Annotated in this window: 16 protein-coding genes and 1 tRNA gene; 11 read left to right on the top strand and 6 right to left on the bottom strand. The window is 59.0% G+C overall.

Annotation, left to right across the window (positions count from 1 at the left end):
- Positions 1-36 precede the first annotated feature (36 nt).
- Positions 37-783 (bottom strand): 2,3-diphosphoglycerate-dependent phosphoglycerate mutase, encoded by a 747-nt coding sequence (gene gpmA, locus AC4BCN_RS02865; RefSeq protein WP_070280024.1) that lies wholly within the window; start codon positions 781-783, stop codon positions 37-39.
- Between the two features lie 106 nt (positions 784-889).
- Here gpmA and AC4BCN_RS02860 point away from each other — a divergent pair, with 106 nt between their 5' ends.
- The 5 genes from AC4BCN_RS02860 (at position 890) to AC4BCN_RS02840 (ending at position 3,859) form a co-directional block, all read left to right on the top strand.
- Positions 890-1,306: a rhodanese-like domain-containing protein gene (locus AC4BCN_RS02860; protein WP_128141002.1), complete on the top strand. Its 417-nt coding sequence runs from the start codon at positions 890-892 to the stop codon at positions 1,304-1,306.
- 27 nt (positions 1,307-1,333) lie between these two features.
- Positions 1,334-1,600, top strand: a complete 267-nt coding sequence (gene grxC, locus AC4BCN_RS02855; RefSeq protein ID WP_034753025.1) for a glutaredoxin 3 — start codon at positions 1,334-1,336, stop codon at positions 1,598-1,600.
- A gap of 160 nt (positions 1,601-1,760) precedes the next feature.
- Positions 1,761-2,237 carry a protein-export chaperone SecB gene (gene secB, locus AC4BCN_RS02850; protein ID WP_490492517.1) on the top strand — a complete coding sequence of 159 codons (477 nt, stop codon included), beginning with the start codon at positions 1,761-1,763 and terminating at the stop codon, positions 2,235-2,237.
- An 83-nt stretch (positions 2,238-2,320) separates the two neighbouring features.
- A complete protein-coding gene (locus AC4BCN_RS02845; RefSeq protein ID WP_128141000.1) occupies positions 2,321-2,782 on the top strand; it encodes an SH3 domain-containing protein in 462 nt (153 codons plus the stop codon).
- Between the two features lie 36 nt (positions 2,783-2,818).
- Positions 2,819-3,859, top strand: coding sequence for an NAD(P)H-dependent glycerol-3-phosphate dehydrogenase (locus tag AC4BCN_RS02840; RefSeq protein WP_128140999.1), 1,041 nt, complete (start codon positions 2,819-2,821; stop codon positions 3,857-3,859).
- A gap of 8 nt (positions 3,860-3,867) precedes the next feature.
- Here the strand turns inward: AC4BCN_RS02840 and AC4BCN_RS02835 are convergent, their stop codons facing one another.
- Genes AC4BCN_RS02835 through mscL form a run of 4 tightly spaced genes read right to left on the bottom strand, consistent with a single transcriptional unit; the run spans position 3,868 to position 6,593 of the window.
- Positions 3,868-4,212, bottom strand: coding sequence for a cupin domain-containing protein (locus tag AC4BCN_RS02835; protein ID WP_490492516.1), 345 nt, complete (start codon positions 4,210-4,212; stop codon positions 3,868-3,870).
- A gap of 15 nt (positions 4,213-4,227) precedes the next feature.
- A complete protein-coding gene (locus tag AC4BCN_RS02830; RefSeq protein ID WP_034753016.1) occupies positions 4,228-4,920 on the bottom strand; it encodes a DUF2461 domain-containing protein in 693 nt (230 codons plus the stop codon).
- 21 nt (positions 4,921-4,941) lie between these two features.
- Positions 4,942-6,102 (bottom strand): Do family serine endopeptidase, encoded by a 1,161-nt coding sequence (locus AC4BCN_RS02825; RefSeq protein WP_490492515.1) that lies wholly within the window; start codon positions 6,100-6,102, stop codon positions 4,942-4,944.
- 41 nt (positions 6,103-6,143) lie between these two features.
- Positions 6,144-6,593 (bottom strand): large conductance mechanosensitive channel protein MscL, encoded by a 450-nt coding sequence (mscL, locus tag AC4BCN_RS02820; protein ID WP_034753010.1) that lies wholly within the window; start codon positions 6,591-6,593, stop codon positions 6,144-6,146.
- A gap of 412 nt (positions 6,594-7,005) precedes the next feature.
- Between mscL and petA the strand changes: the two genes are divergently transcribed.
- From petA to AC4BCN_RS02790, 6 genes are all read left to right on the top strand, one after another.
- Positions 7,006-7,614: a ubiquinol-cytochrome c reductase iron-sulfur subunit gene (petA, locus tag AC4BCN_RS02815; protein WP_072455827.1), complete on the top strand. Its 609-nt coding sequence runs from the start codon at positions 7,006-7,008 to the stop codon at positions 7,612-7,614.
- 2 nt (positions 7,615-7,616) lie between these two features.
- Positions 7,617-9,029, top strand: a complete 1,413-nt coding sequence (locus tag AC4BCN_RS02810) for a cytochrome b (RefSeq protein WP_230518127.1) — start codon at positions 7,617-7,619, stop codon at positions 9,027-9,029.
- Positions 9,030-9,065: 36 nt separating this feature from the next.
- Positions 9,066-9,830 (top strand): cytochrome c1, encoded by a 765-nt coding sequence (locus tag AC4BCN_RS02805; RefSeq protein WP_034753006.1) that lies wholly within the window; start codon positions 9,066-9,068, stop codon positions 9,828-9,830.
- Positions 9,831-9,950: 120 nt separating this feature from the next.
- Entirely contained in the window at positions 9,951-10,562 is a 612-nt protein-coding gene (locus AC4BCN_RS02800; RefSeq protein ID WP_010394154.1) for a glutathione S-transferase N-terminal domain-containing protein, read from the top strand.
- 111 nt (positions 10,563-10,673) lie between these two features.
- Positions 10,674-11,186, top strand: coding sequence for a ClpXP protease specificity-enhancing factor (locus AC4BCN_RS02795; protein WP_128140997.1), 513 nt, complete (start codon positions 10,674-10,676; stop codon positions 11,184-11,186).
- 26 nt (positions 11,187-11,212) lie between these two features.
- Positions 11,213-11,288: transfer RNA gene (locus AC4BCN_RS02790), tRNA-Thr, on the top strand.
- 1,211 nt (positions 11,289-12,499) lie between these two features.
- Here the strand turns inward: AC4BCN_RS02790 and AC4BCN_RS02785 are convergent.
- Positions 12,500-12,637, bottom strand: coding sequence for a hypothetical protein (locus AC4BCN_RS02785; protein ID WP_338680462.1), 138 nt, complete (start codon positions 12,635-12,637; stop codon positions 12,500-12,502).
- Positions 12,638-12,919: the final 282 nt, after the last annotated feature.

Below are 12,919 nucleotides of genomic sequence, written 5' to 3'. Positions count from 1 at the left end.
GGGGCGATGGCTGTGCCGCGGAAGAAAGACGACAAGTTACTTGGCCTTCCCTTGGTTCGCCACGGCTGCTTGCGCTGCCGCAATCGCTGCCGGGTCGCCCAGGTAGTAGTGACGGATCGGTTTCAGGTCGGCATCCAGCTCATACACGAGCGGCTGGCCGTTCGGGATGTTCAGGCCGACGATGTCGCTGTCACTGATACCGTCGAGCATCTTGATCAGCGCGCGCAGGCTGTTGCCATGGGCCGAAATGATGATCTTTTTGCCAGCGCGGATGGCCGGGGCAATTTCGTCATCCCAGGCCGGCATCACGCGCGCCACGGTGTCTTTCAGGCATTCGGTCAGCGGAATCGACGCTTTCGGCAAGCCGGCGTAGCGCGGATCGTTGAACGAGGCGCGGTCGTCGTCTTCCGCCAGCGGCGGCGGCGGCGTGTCGTAGCTGCGGCGCCACACGAGGACTTGCTCGTCGCCATACTTGGCGGCCGTCTCGCCCTTGTCCAGGCCTTGCAGGGCGCCATAGTGGCGCTCGTTCAAGCGCCAGTCGTTCTTGATCGGCAGATACATCATGTCCATCTCGTCGAGCGCCAGCCACAGGGTGCGGATGGCGCGCTTCAGGACGGAAGTGTAGGCCACGTCGAACGTAAAACCTTCCTGCTTGAGGATCTGGCCGGCGGCCTTGGCTTCGTTGACGCCCTTTTCCGTCAGATCGACGTCGGTCCAGCCGGTGAAGCGGTTATCGAGGTTCCAGGTGGACTCGCCGTGACGCATGAAAACGATTTTGTACATAGTTCTATCTTCTCAAGGGGTTCAAATCAAAAAAGCAAAACGTAAAAAGACCTCGTCCAGCTTCTATTTTATAATGCGCGGATTGACTTAAACCATTGGACCCTACGTGAAATTCATTATCGACCACATTTTTCTGTTTGCCATCGTCATTATTTCCGGCGGCGCCCTCCTCTGGCCACTGCTGTCGATGCGTGGCAAGCGCGCGACCGTGCTGGAAGTCACGCAACTGATCAACCGTGGCAAGAGTGTCATCGTCGACGTGCGCAGCGCGGAAGAATTCGCCACGGGCCACTTGCCTGACGCAAAAAATATTCCGCTGCCGGAACTGTCAAAACGCCTGGGCGAGCTGGAAAAATTCAAAACGCGCCCCATTGTAGTGGTTTGCCAGAAAGGTTCGCGTTCGGCAACCGCCGTCGGCCTGCTGGGCAAAGCTGGTTTCGCTGAGGCAACGAGCCTGGAAGGCGGCCTCGACGAATGGAAAAAGCAAGGTTTGCCATTGAAAACCTTGTCGCTGGCGAAGTAAGTCGGCACTTAACTGGAAGGAATCATCATGACTGTCCCCGTAATTGTGTATAGCACCGCCGTGTGCCCGTATTGCGTGCGCGCCGAGCGCCTGCTGGAATCGAAGGGCGTCGCCGTGCAAAAGATCCGCGTCGACCTCGACCCGGAAGAGCGCATCAAGATGATGGAACGCACGGGCCGCCGCACGGTGCCGCAAATCTATGTGGGCGACACCCACGTGGGCGGATTCGACGATTTGTATGCGCTCGATCAAGCTGGCAAGCTGGACCCCTTGTTAAATGGCACGGCAGCCTGATATAAAGCTGGTTCGAGAAATTGCTTGGTTTTTTGTCGTATTGTTTTGATACAATTGCCCTCGCACCTGATCTGGCCGCGCCTATCCGGCGCGGTTTACATACCGCAAGCACCATATTTGAACGGTGTGCCGTTCTTGTCCTTTACAACGAAAGCGTTCCATGTCTGACGAAAACCTGCAACCAGTCTTCCAAATCCAACGCGTCTACCTGAAAGACATGTCGCTGGAACAACCAAATTCCCCAGCTATTTTCCTGGAACAAGAAGCACCAGCGATCGAAGTCGCTCTGGACGTGGGCGCTGCGCCTCTGGCCGACGGCATCTTCGAAGCCACCGTGACCATCACCGTCACCGCCAAAGTCGGCGATAAAGTCGCTTTCCTGGTTGAAGGCAAGCAAGCCGGTATCTTCGAAGCACGCAACATTCCTGCCGATCAACTCGATCCGCTGCTGGGAATCGGCTGCCCGAACATCATCTACCCTTACCTGCGCGCCAATATCGCCGACGTGATCACCCGTGCCGGCTTCCCGCCAGTGCACCTGGCCGAGATCAACTTCGAAGTGTTCTACCAACAACGTCTGCAAGCTATTGCTGACGCCGCTGCAGCAGCGCCCGCAGCCGACGCGAAGACGCACTAAGCTTCACGCAAGACCTCGCGTTCTATCACTGCAGGTAAGAAACGGCGGCCTGGCCGCCGTGTTTCGTTAAGGTTCAAAATATCATGTTGAAAAGTGCGCTCTTGAGCAAGTTCCGCTGGATGGCCGGCGCCGTGCTGCTGCTGGCGACCGCCGCCAGCCACGCCGTCGATTTCAAGACGGTGGGAGCAGCCCCCGTGATCCTGTATGACGCGCCGTCCGCCAAGGGCGGCAAGCTGTATGTGGCGCCACGCGGCATGCCGCTGGAAGTCGTGCTCAGCTACGGCGAATGGGTCAAGGTACGCGACGCCAGCGGCGAAATGGCCTGGACGGAAGCCAAGGGCCTGTCGGCCAAGCGCAACGTCGTGGCGCGCGCCGCAAACCTCAAGGTTCGCGCCAGCCCCGACGATACCGCCTCTGCCATCCTCCTCGTCGACAAGGGCGTGCTGCTGGAAATGAGCGAGCAAGCGAGCTCCGGCTGGGTCAAGGTGCGCCACAAGGATGGCCTGAGCGGCTACGTCAAGACCAGCGAAGTGTGGGGCTTGTAAGCACCGTGCCCGTTTCCCCTGCCCCGTTGAGGTTGCATGCAAGTTTCTCCTGAAGTCACTCCCGATAGTATTCCCGCCGCCCGCAAGATCACCCTGCTGGGCGCCGGCGCCTGGGGCACGGCCGTGGCCATGGCCCTGGCCGGCCGCCACGACGTGCTGCTGTGGGGCCGCAACGGCGACGCCATGGCCGCCATGGCCGCCAGCGGCGAAAACAGTTATTTGCCCGGTTTCCCATTGCCGCCGCAATTGCGCATCAGCGCCGATTTCGACGCCGCCGTCGCGCATGCCAGTGGCGAACACGGCCTCTTGATCGCCGCCTGCCCCGTGGCGGGCTTGCGGCCCATGCTGCATCAGCTGAAAGACAAGGCCATCGGCAACCTCGTGTGGCTGTGCAAAGGGTTCGAAGGCGGCACGGGCTTGCTGCCGCACCAGATCGTGCAGGAAGTACTGGGCGACACGATCCCCGGCGGCGCCCTGTCCGGCCCCTCGTTCGCGCAGGAAGTGGCGCGCGGCTTGCCGTGCGCGCTGACCATCGCTTCGCACAGCGCGGCCTTGCGCGGCGCCGTCGTCTCGGCCTTGCATGGCGGCACCATCCGCGTGTATGCGAGCGACGACCTGGTAGGCGTGGAAGTGGGCGGCGCCGTCAAGAACGTGCTGGCGATCGCCACCGGCGTGGCCGACGGCCTGGGCCTGGGCTTGAATGCGCGCGCCGCGCTGATCACGCGTGGCCTGGCGGAAATCACGCGCCTGGGCACGGCCCTCGGTGGCCAGACGGAAACGTTCATGGGCTTGACGGGCATGGGCGATTTGATACTCACCTGCACGGGCGACCTGTCGCGCAACCGCCGGGTCGGCCTGGGTCTGGCGCAAGGCAAGGCGCTGGACACCATCGTGGCCGAACTCGGTCATGTGGCCGAAGGCGTGCCCTGCGCCAAGGCCGTGCGCGAACTGGCGCGCCGCATGGGGGTCGACATGCCGATCACCAATGCGGTGGCCGGCGTGCTGTTCGATGGGGATTTGCCGCACGTGATGGTGCAGCAACTGCTGTCGCGCGACCCGCGCGCCGAGGCGGCCTAAGGCGGAACCTAAGGCCCCGCCTTGGCCATCAAGATCGTCAGCAGTATAAGACTGTCTTCACGCGCTTCCAGGGCGTGCGCCTGGCCGCCGAGCAGGTACAGCATCTGTCCCGGTCCCAGCACTTGCACGCCGCCATGCGCTTCCACCGCCACCTGCCCTTGCAGGCACAGCAGGGTGATTTCACCAAGCACATGATGCTCGGGCATGGTCTTGCCCTTGGGCATGCACATGCGGATCAATTCCAGCTCATCCGTCTTGGCCAGCGCAATGGCGGAAAACTGCGACAGGTCGTCGCCGTCCCTGCGCAGCACGTCGATCACCTGTCCTGAACTTGCATGCTCCAATGCCATCATGTGCTCCTTCAGCAATTACTCGGTGACTTCCTCCGGCTCTTTCGCGCCGCGCATCCACTCGACCAGCGGCCACGCATCCTTCAAGCCTTCCGCCAGAGTCGGCAGCAGTTTCTCGGGGGCGTTGACGGGCAGCGGCACTTCGGTCCAGACGAAAAAGCTCTTCAGCTTGATGAATTCGATATGTTCGGCATCCGCGTCAAACCCCTTCGGCGGGCGCTGCAGTTTGCCCTCGTTCTGGATGGTGCCGAAGCGGGCCTTCAAGCGCTTATTTTTCAGCACTTTGGAAAAGCCTGGCGCATCGTTGACCATGTGCTCGCGCAGCGCCTTCAGGCGGCCCGGTGGCGGCATGTACTCGCCGGCGCCGAACAGCAGGTTCCCCTGGCCGTCGATCTGCAGATAATACGTGGGACCGCCCGCCTTGCTGGGGCGGCGCATGTCGTTCGGCGCGATGGCGGCCGAAAAACGCGTCTTATACGGGCTTTTATCATGGGCAAAGCGCACGTCGCGGTTGATGCGGAACATGGCCTTCTTCGGATTGCAGTATTTCACGGCCGGGTCGAACTTGCCCAGCTCGCCGATCAGGCTGGTGACCAGCGCCAGGAATTCCTCGCGCAGGATGTCGTAGCGGGGCTTGTTCATCACAAACCAGGGACGGTTGTTGTTGTCGCTCAGTTCACGTAAAAATTGGGTCAAATCACGCACATGCATGTGTCAAATTCCGATCAGCAACTATTTGGAAAGCTCTTTCGGGATGGGTCGCTTGCCCACCATCACGTCGAGTGCCGCTTCGCGATTCTTGCGCAGCACCGTCATTTTAGCTTTTTCGCCGGGCGGCAGTTGGGCGATCAGGTTCAGCATTTCCGTCGTGTCGCCGACGGGCTTGCCTTGCACCGTCAGCAGGATGTCGCCGGGCACGATGCCCGCCTTGTCGGCCGGGCCGTTGCGCACCACACCGGCGATGATGGCGCCGCTGGTGCGCTGCAAGTTGAAGCTTTGCGCCAGTTCGGGCGTGATGTCCTGCGTTTCCACGCCGATCCAGCCGCGCACCACGTGGCCATCCTTGATGATGGCTTCCATCACCGTCTTGGCCGTCGACACGGGAATGGCGAAGCCGATGCCGACGGAGCCGCCGCTTTGCGAGTAGATCGCCGTATTGATGCCGATCAGATTGCCGCGCGTATCGACCAGGGCGCCGCCCGAGTTGCCGAAGTTGATCGCCGCATCCGTCTGGATGAAGTTTTCAAAACTGTTGATGTGCAGGTTGTTGCGGCCCAGGGCGGAGATGATGCCCATGGTCACCGTCTGGCCCACGCCGAATGGGTTGCCGATGGCCAGCACCACGTCGCCCACGCGCGCCAGTTCCGACTGGCCCAGCACGATGACGGGCAGCTTGTCGAGGTCGATCTTGATGACGGCCAGGTCCGTTTCCGGGTCCAGGCCCACCACCTTGGCCGGCGCTTTGCGGCCATCGGTGAGCACCACTTCGATTTCATCGGCGCCTTCGACCACGTGGTTGTTGGTCAGCACATAGCCTTCATGGCTGACGATGACACCGGAGCCGAGGCTGTTTTTCAAGTCGTCGTCACCCCCGTCGTCCGGGTCGCGGTCGCCGAAGAAACGTTTGAAGAAGGGATCGCGCGCCAGCGGATGGGCGCCGCGCTTGGGGACTTGCAGGGTGAGGATGTTGACGACGGCGGGCATGGCGCGCGCCGCAGCGTCGCGGTAGGAGCCGGGCGCCAGGCTGCTGGACGCCGTTTCCACCACGGGCACCGGTTTCGCGGGAGAGCCCAGCTGCTGTACCCGGCTCGCCGGGCGCAGCGCGCCGTACACAAAGTACAGCGCCAACGCGATCGTCACGGTTTGCGCAAACAATAACCAGAATCGTCGCATACAGTTCTCTGCCCAAGTCAGCCGGCCCGTGCCGGAACGACTTATTTTGCCAGATCGTTGCTATTCTGTCCGTTCTTCTGCAGCGAGTCGCGGATTTCACGCAGCAGCACGATGTCTTCCGGCGTGGCCGGTGCCGCTGCCGGCGCGACCGGTTCGCTGCGGCGTGCCTTGTTCATCAGGCGTACCATCTGGAAGATGATGAAGGCGAGAATGACGAAATTGAGAAGAATGGTCAGGAAGTTACCGTAGGCCAGCACGGCGCCCGCCTTTTTCGCTTCCACCAGGGTCAGGGTGGTGGCTTGTCCATTCAGGGGCAGGTAGTAATTGGCGAAATCGAGGCCGCCGAAAATGCGGCCAATGGGCGGCATGATCACGTCTTGCACCAGCGAATCGACAATCTTGCCGAAGGCACCACCGATAATGACACCGACCGCCAGATCGACGACGTTACCCTTCATTGCAAATTCTTTAAATTCTTGCATCATTGCCATGAATTTCTCCTTCGGATAGATATAAAAACATGCCGATCATACTATTGATTCCTGGGGACACCAACTTGTGGTTGCCGGCAGGACCAATTCCGGCACAGCCATGCGCATCTAGTTCGAAAGAACTAGCCACCTCCTGCAAAAGTATATAAATTATGGTACAAGCAACGTTTTTGTTTTATTCGTTGTTTGCTTCACTTATAATTTGCGGTTGCCAGAAGTGGCTTTTTCACTTCCGGATAATCAACAAGAAACTGGCACGGGCTGCGCCATTGGCCGAAGTTCCGCAGGGATGTTGCCACGTTACCGTACAAAGATGCGGATCGCGGCAATCAGTGGGATAGAGCTTCGGCGACGGGTTTTTCGCGGCTGCCACTCATAATAAAGATTCGCATTTTGACTGATTGGGGTTTGCATGAGTAACGAAAAGCAGGTCGATTCAGGCCGTCGCGGCTTGCTCGTCGCCACGTGCGCGGCGGGCAGTGTAGTTGGATTGGCAACCGCGGGAGCCTTGGTAAGCACCTTCCAGCCGTCGGAGCGCGCGAAAGCGGCTGGCGCGCCGGTCGAAGTAGACATCACCACCTTGCAACCCGGCGAAATGCGCACCGTCGAATGGCGCGGCAAGCCGGTCTGGATCCTGAAGCGCACGCCGGAAATGATCGCGTCCCTGAAAAAGACCGACGGCAAAGTCGCTGATGCCAACTCCCAACGCAACCCCGACGAATTTACGCCACCGTATTGCATGAACGAGGCGCGTTCGATCAAGCCTGAAATTCTCGTCGCCGTCGGCATCTGCACCCACCTGGGCTGCTCCCCTTCCTCGAAATTTGCCCCCGGCCCGCAACCGTCGCTGCCCGATGACTGGGAAGGCGGCTTCCTGTGCCCTTGCCACGGCTCCACCTTCGACATGGCTGGTCGCGTGTTCAAGAACAAGCCGGCGCCGGACAACCTGCAAGTGCCGCGTCATATGTATCTGAGCGACACCAAATTGCTGATAGGTAAAGACGAGAAAGGCGAGGCTTGATCATGGCTGCTTTCAAAGAGACGAAATTCCCGGCAGACGCTCCCGTCGCCGAAAAAGCGCTGGGCTGGGTCGATGACCGCTTTCCCCTGACCAAGCTGTGGAACGACCAATGGGGCAAGTACTACGCCCCGAAAAACTTCAATTTCTGGTACATCTTCGGCTCGCTGGCCATGCTGGTGCTGGTCTTGCAGATCGTCACCGGCATCTTCCTGACCATGCACTACAAACCGGATGCGGCCCTGGCCTTCAACTCCGTCGAGTACATCATGCGCGAAGTACCGTGGGGCTGGCTGGTGCGCTACATGCACTCGACGGGCGCCTCGGCCTTCTTCATCATCGTCTACCTGCACATGACGCGCGGCCTGCTGTACGGCTCGTACCGCAAGCCACGTGAACTGATCTGGCTGTTCGGTTTCGCCATCTTCCTGTGCCTGATGGCCGAAGCGTTCTTCGGCTACCTGCTGCCATGGGGCCAGATGTCGTACTGGGGCGCCCAGGTGATCGTCAACCTGTTTGGCGCCATTCCGCTGATCGGCCCTGACCTGTCGCTGTGGATCCGCGGCGACTACGTCGTCTCCGACGCGACCCTGAACCGCTTCTTCGCCTTCCACGTGATCGCCATCCCGCTGGTACTGCTGGGCCTGGTTGCAGCGCACTTGATCGCCCTGCATGAAGTCGGCTCGAGCAATCCGGACGGCATCGAAGTGAAGGAAAACCTGGGCGCCGATGGCCACCCGGTCGATTCGATTCCTTCGCATCCGTACTACACCGTGCATGACCTGTTCGGCGTATCGATCTTCCTCGTCATTTTCAGCGCCGTCGTCTTCTTCGCGCCGGAAATGGGCGGTTACTTCCTGGAATACAACAACTTCCTGCCAGGCGACTCGCTGAAGACCCCGCTGCACATCGCGCCAACCTGGTACTTCACGCCGTTCTACTCGGTGCTGCGTGCCACCACGGCCGACTTCATGTACGTGCTGATGGGTGTCGTGGCTGCCTACGTGGTGTTCATCTGGCTCAAGTCGCGCCTGTCGACGACCGTCAAGTCCATCATCGCCGGCATCGCCATCGTCGCCATCATCGGCATGCTGCCGCAGGTGCTGGACGCGAAATTCTGGGGTGTGGTGTTCTTCGGCGGCTCCGTCGTGATCCTGGCTTTCCTGCCATGGTTAGACCATTCGCCGGTGAAATCGATCCGCTACCGTCCGACCTGGCACAAATACATCTATGCCATCTTCGGCCTGTCGTTCCTGATCCTCGGCTACCTCGGGACCCAGGCGCCAACGGATGCAAAAACCATCGTGTCGCAAGTGTGCACCCTGATTTACTTCAGCTTCTTCCTGCTGATGCCATGGTGGAGTGCCATGGGCAAGTTCAAGACCGTGCCGTCGCGTGTGACGTTTCACCCGCACTAAGCCGCTCTCACGCCACGCTCAAAGGACATACATCATATGAAGATTGCAAAAAAACTGCTCGCCATCCTGGCACTCGTGCCCGCCATGGCTCTCGCCAGCGAAGGCGGCTTTCCGCTGGACAAGGCGCCTGACCGCCAGACCAACATGGCAGCGCTGCAGCATGGCGCCAAATTGTTCGTCAATTATTGCCTCAATTGCCACTCTGCCGTGTCGATGCGCTACAACCGCCTGCGCGACCTGGGCTTGACGGAAGACCAGATCAAGCAGAACCTGTTGTTTACCAGCGATAAAGTGGGCGACCTGATGACGACAAGCCTGGCAGCGCAGGACGCCAAGGCTTTCTTTGGCGTCGTACCGCCGGATTTGTCGGTAATTTCGCGCGCGAAATCATCTTCCGCTGGCACAGGCGGCGACTACCTGTATACTTACCTGCGTACGTTCTATAAAGACGACACTCGTCCGACCGGCTGGAACAACATGGTCGTGCCGAATGTTGCCATGCCGCATGTATTATGGGAATTGCAAGGTGTCCAGACTGCCAAGTTCGTGGAAGAGAATGATCCGCACGAAGCTGGCAAGAAGATTCACAAATTTACCGGCTTCGAGCAGGTCAAGCCAGGTACGTTGAACAAGATCGAGTATGACAATGCGGTAGCCGACCTGGTCGGTTACATGGAGTGGATGGCCGAACCGGCACAGCAAACACGCAAGCGCCTGGGCGTGTGGGTGCTGCTGTTCCTGTCGGTCTTTGCTCTGCTGGCATGGCGCCTTAACGCGTCGTTCTGGAAGGAAGTCAAATAAGTGAGGCGCCGGCCATAGGCCGGTTTATGCCTGTTTCTGCGTTGTCCGCATGAGTGGACAAGCGACCTGGGGTGAGCCGTTCGCGGCTTCACCCCCTTTGTTTCTAAGGAACTATAAAAAATGATGGTTCTCTATTCGGGTACAACCTGCCCATTTTCGCAACGCTGCCGTCTGGTTCTGTTTGAAAAAGGCATGGACTTCGAAGTGCGCGACGTCGACCTGTTCAACAAACCGGAAGACATTTCGACCATGAACCCGTATGGCCAAGTGCCTATCCTGGTCGAGCGCGAACTGATCCTGTATGAATCGAACATCATCAACGAGTACATCGATGAGCGCTTCCCGCATCCGCAACTGATGCCGGCCGATCCGCTGATGCGTGCCCGCGCGCGCCTGATGCTGTTCAATTTCGAAAAAGAACTGTTCGTGCACGTGCACGTGCTGGAAAGCGAACGCGCCAAGAGCAACGACAAGGCCCACGACAAGGCGCGCGCGGAAATCCGCGACCGCCTGACGACGCTGGCGCCGCTGTTCCTGAAAAACAAGTACATGCTGGGCGACGAATTCTCGATGCTCGACGTGGCTGTCGCGCCGCTGCTGTGGCGCCTGGACCACTACGGCATCGAACTGTCGAAGACGGCCGCACCGCTGATGAAATACGCCGAACGCATCTTCTCGCGTCCAGCGTACATCGAAGCACTGACCCCTTCCGAAAAGGTCATGCGCCGTTAAAAGATATCCCCATAAAGCCGCGCATGCCCGGATCTCTTGCCTGAGCAGTTACTCTCTTGAATTACCGGTGCGCCCTCCTTGCGGGGGCGCTCCCGCCTCACAGTGCCTACCATGTCTGAAATCTCAACCAAACCTTATATGCTGCGCGCCATCTACGAGTGGTGCACCGACAGCGGCTACACGCCTTATCTCGCGGTCAAAGTCGATTCGCGCACCACGGTACCGATGGAATACGTGAAAAAGGGCGAAATCGTGCTCAACATCAGCTTCGGCGCCACCAGCGGCCTGAAGATGGACAACGACGCCATCCGCTTCCACGCCCGCTTTGGCGGCGTCTCGCGCGAAATCTACGTGCCGGTCGACAACGTGATGGCTATCTACGCCAACGAAAACGGCCAAGGCATGGCCTTCGAGCCCGTGCTGGGCAACGATGACCCCGATGCGCAACCGACGGACAGCCCCGCCTCCGCCGACGTCCCGCCGCCAGTGCTCGCCCCCACCGCCAGCGCCCCGACCCTGTCGTCCGTGCCGACCAGCTCCCCCGAACAACGCGACAGCGCCACACCAGGCGACGACGAGCCACCAAAAAAAGGCGGCCGCCCGACCCTGACACGCATTAAATAGCGTATAATTCGCAACGCGCAGTTTTTGCCGACTTAGCTCATTTGGTAGAGCAGTTGATTTGTAATCATCAGGTGGCCAGTTCGAAACCGGCAGTCGGCACCAATAAATTCAAGCACTTAGCCCAATCCTCAGGATTGGGCTTTTTGCTTTCTGGATGCCATGTAACCCCTGTGTAACCCGACTTGATCAATCAAGCCGGAAGGGCCAGCGGCCTGTCGCACCATGCACAGGCGATCAAGGAGCCAAAAAGGGCTCTTATCGAATACATCGCATGCACAGGTGCGACGCCCATCTCTCAAGCACCAAGAATGCGCCGGATAGCCTCTACCGGCCAGGCCAGCCGGCCGTTCACCCGAACCGGTCGCAGAGGTCCATTTTCGGCGGACGCCCATACCCGCAATGTCTGCGGTTTTCTCCCCAAGTGGTAAGCAGCACATGCGGTATCGACATGTGTCCGCCGTTCCAGGTCAAGCGGCATGAAGCCCAGCCAAGATTGAGCACCTGCCATCAGGTGCTGTACTGCTTGCGGTTGTTGCTGATCCATCCATCGCCTCGAAATTTGAGCGCCGGACAACAGGCCAACCTCAATGGTCAGCGCCACATTGTCAGGCACATGTCCGACAACGCCAGGGCACTGCCCCAGCCCAAGAATACTGTTCCGTATCGACTTCACCCCTGACGTGCAGTCAATACGCAAGCGCCTTTCGGCGCTTGTCCCCCACCCGGCTTCAGGCACCGGGCACAACTGCCATGCGGTCTCCCGCGTCGCGCTACCTGCAAAAGAGACAGGTCATTGGTGGCGCCACACCGGTTTTTCAGATTCAGAGATGGGGACGGCAAACGTCGTCCGGCCAATGGCCTGGCTCATGTGTTGGATCGACACACGACCAGTTAAAGCTGATGAGGAGAAGCGTCAGGATGAGAAAAACAGGCTTGCCGGGTGCTGGAGGCGATGCTCCGCTTGTGACACGTCGATGGCGTCTGCTATGCGTCGCTCATTGTTCTGCTGGACCGAGGTAGAAAGCAGTTCGTTGGTCAGTCAAGAGACGAAATAGAAATGGTGCGCCATTCAAACTGGCGTTACTTGAAGAGCAATTCCCACCATAGCGGGCATTGTGTGTTGAGGTAGATATTTCAGTTTTCAGGAAGTAAATCCCTGGCCATTCCGCAGAGCGAATCAGCATCATGAAGCAACATATATTGCCTGTCAACAAGTTTCCAAGCATGACCTTGAGGCACTGATACCTGTCCCTGCCCCCTGCAGACGCTGCGATCAAAATGACGTTGCCACAGAGAAATTGGAGTGATATGATTTAAGTGTCGCCATGCGGCCTTATTGTAAATGCAATTTCCTGTAAAAAGTAAGCAACAAAGCAGTTCACAAAATCGTCAGCTTCTGACGCTTCTTCCAGCAAACGCTTGGCGATTGCTCGGTTGAACACGCTCAACATCAGCAACTCTTGGCATATCAGTAATTACCGTATCCCAGAATCTTCTCGTGTATACGCCTGACGTTTCGTGATCTTCACGATGTGTCATCTCGGTCAACCATCTGCAACGTAATCCCAACGCCAACCAGGGCAGGAACCTATACGCCTGTCCACCAACGCTAGCGCGCCCAGCATCGCCATCTTGGGCAATTCCTATTCCGCCCCATTCCATCCTCAACTCTTCTGCGTCTGCCTGGACCTTTCGTGAGCAGCTTCACGACTCGATCCATCAGGTCGATCCGC

This window comes from Janthinobacterium sp. Bl 1, from assembly GCF_058215535.1.
The sequence above is the reverse complement of the archived record's forward strand: the minus strand, read 5'-3'. Positions and strand labels throughout refer to the sequence as shown.

Bases quoted from the DNA above. Each gene is read 5' to 3' on its own strand.
- AC4BCN_RS02785 (WP_338680462.1), bottom strand. From the start codon at position 12,637: ATGTTGAGCGTGTTCAACCGAGCAATCGCCAAGCGTTTGCTGGAAGAA.
- AC4BCN_RS02810 (WP_230518127.1), top strand. From the start codon at position 7,617: ATGGCTGCTTTCAAAGAGACGAAATTCCCGGCAGACGCTCCCGTCGCC.
- secB (WP_490492517.1), top strand. From the start codon at position 1,761: ATGTCTGACGAAAACCTGCAACCAGTCTTCCAAATCCAACGCGTCTAC.
- AC4BCN_RS02840 (WP_128140999.1), top strand. From the start codon at position 2,819: ATGCAAGTTTCTCCTGAAGTCACTCCCGATAGTATTCCCGCCGCCCGC.
- AC4BCN_RS02805 (WP_034753006.1), top strand. From the start codon at position 9,066: ATGAAGATTGCAAAAAAACTGCTCGCCATCCTGGCACTCGTGCCCGCC.
- grxC (WP_034753025.1), top strand. From the start codon at position 1,334: ATGACTGTCCCCGTAATTGTGTATAGCACCGCCGTGTGCCCGTATTGC.
- AC4BCN_RS02845 (WP_128141000.1), top strand. From the start codon at position 2,321: ATGTTGAAAAGTGCGCTCTTGAGCAAGTTCCGCTGGATGGCCGGCGCC.
- petA (WP_072455827.1), top strand. From the start codon at position 7,006: ATGAGTAACGAAAAGCAGGTCGATTCAGGCCGTCGCGGCTTGCTCGTC.
- AC4BCN_RS02795 (WP_128140997.1), top strand. From the start codon at position 10,674: ATGTCTGAAATCTCAACCAAACCTTATATGCTGCGCGCCATCTACGAG.
- mscL (WP_034753010.1), bottom strand. From the start codon at position 6,593: ATGGCAATGATGCAAGAATTTAAAGAATTTGCAATGAAGGGTAACGTC.
- AC4BCN_RS02800 (WP_010394154.1), top strand. From the start codon at position 9,951: ATGATGGTTCTCTATTCGGGTACAACCTGCCCATTTTCGCAACGCTGC.
- gpmA (WP_070280024.1), bottom strand. From the start codon at position 783: ATGTACAAAATCGTTTTCATGCGTCACGGCGAGTCCACCTGGAACCTC.
- AC4BCN_RS02825 (WP_490492515.1), bottom strand. From the start codon at position 6,102: ATGCGACGATTCTGGTTATTGTTTGCGCAAACCGTGACGATCGCGTTG.
- AC4BCN_RS02830 (WP_034753016.1), bottom strand. From the start codon at position 4,920: ATGCATGTGCGTGATTTGACCCAATTTTTACGTGAACTGAGCGACAAC.
- AC4BCN_RS02835 (WP_490492516.1), bottom strand. From the start codon at position 4,212: ATGATGGCATTGGAGCATGCAAGTTCAGGACAGGTGATCGACGTGCTG.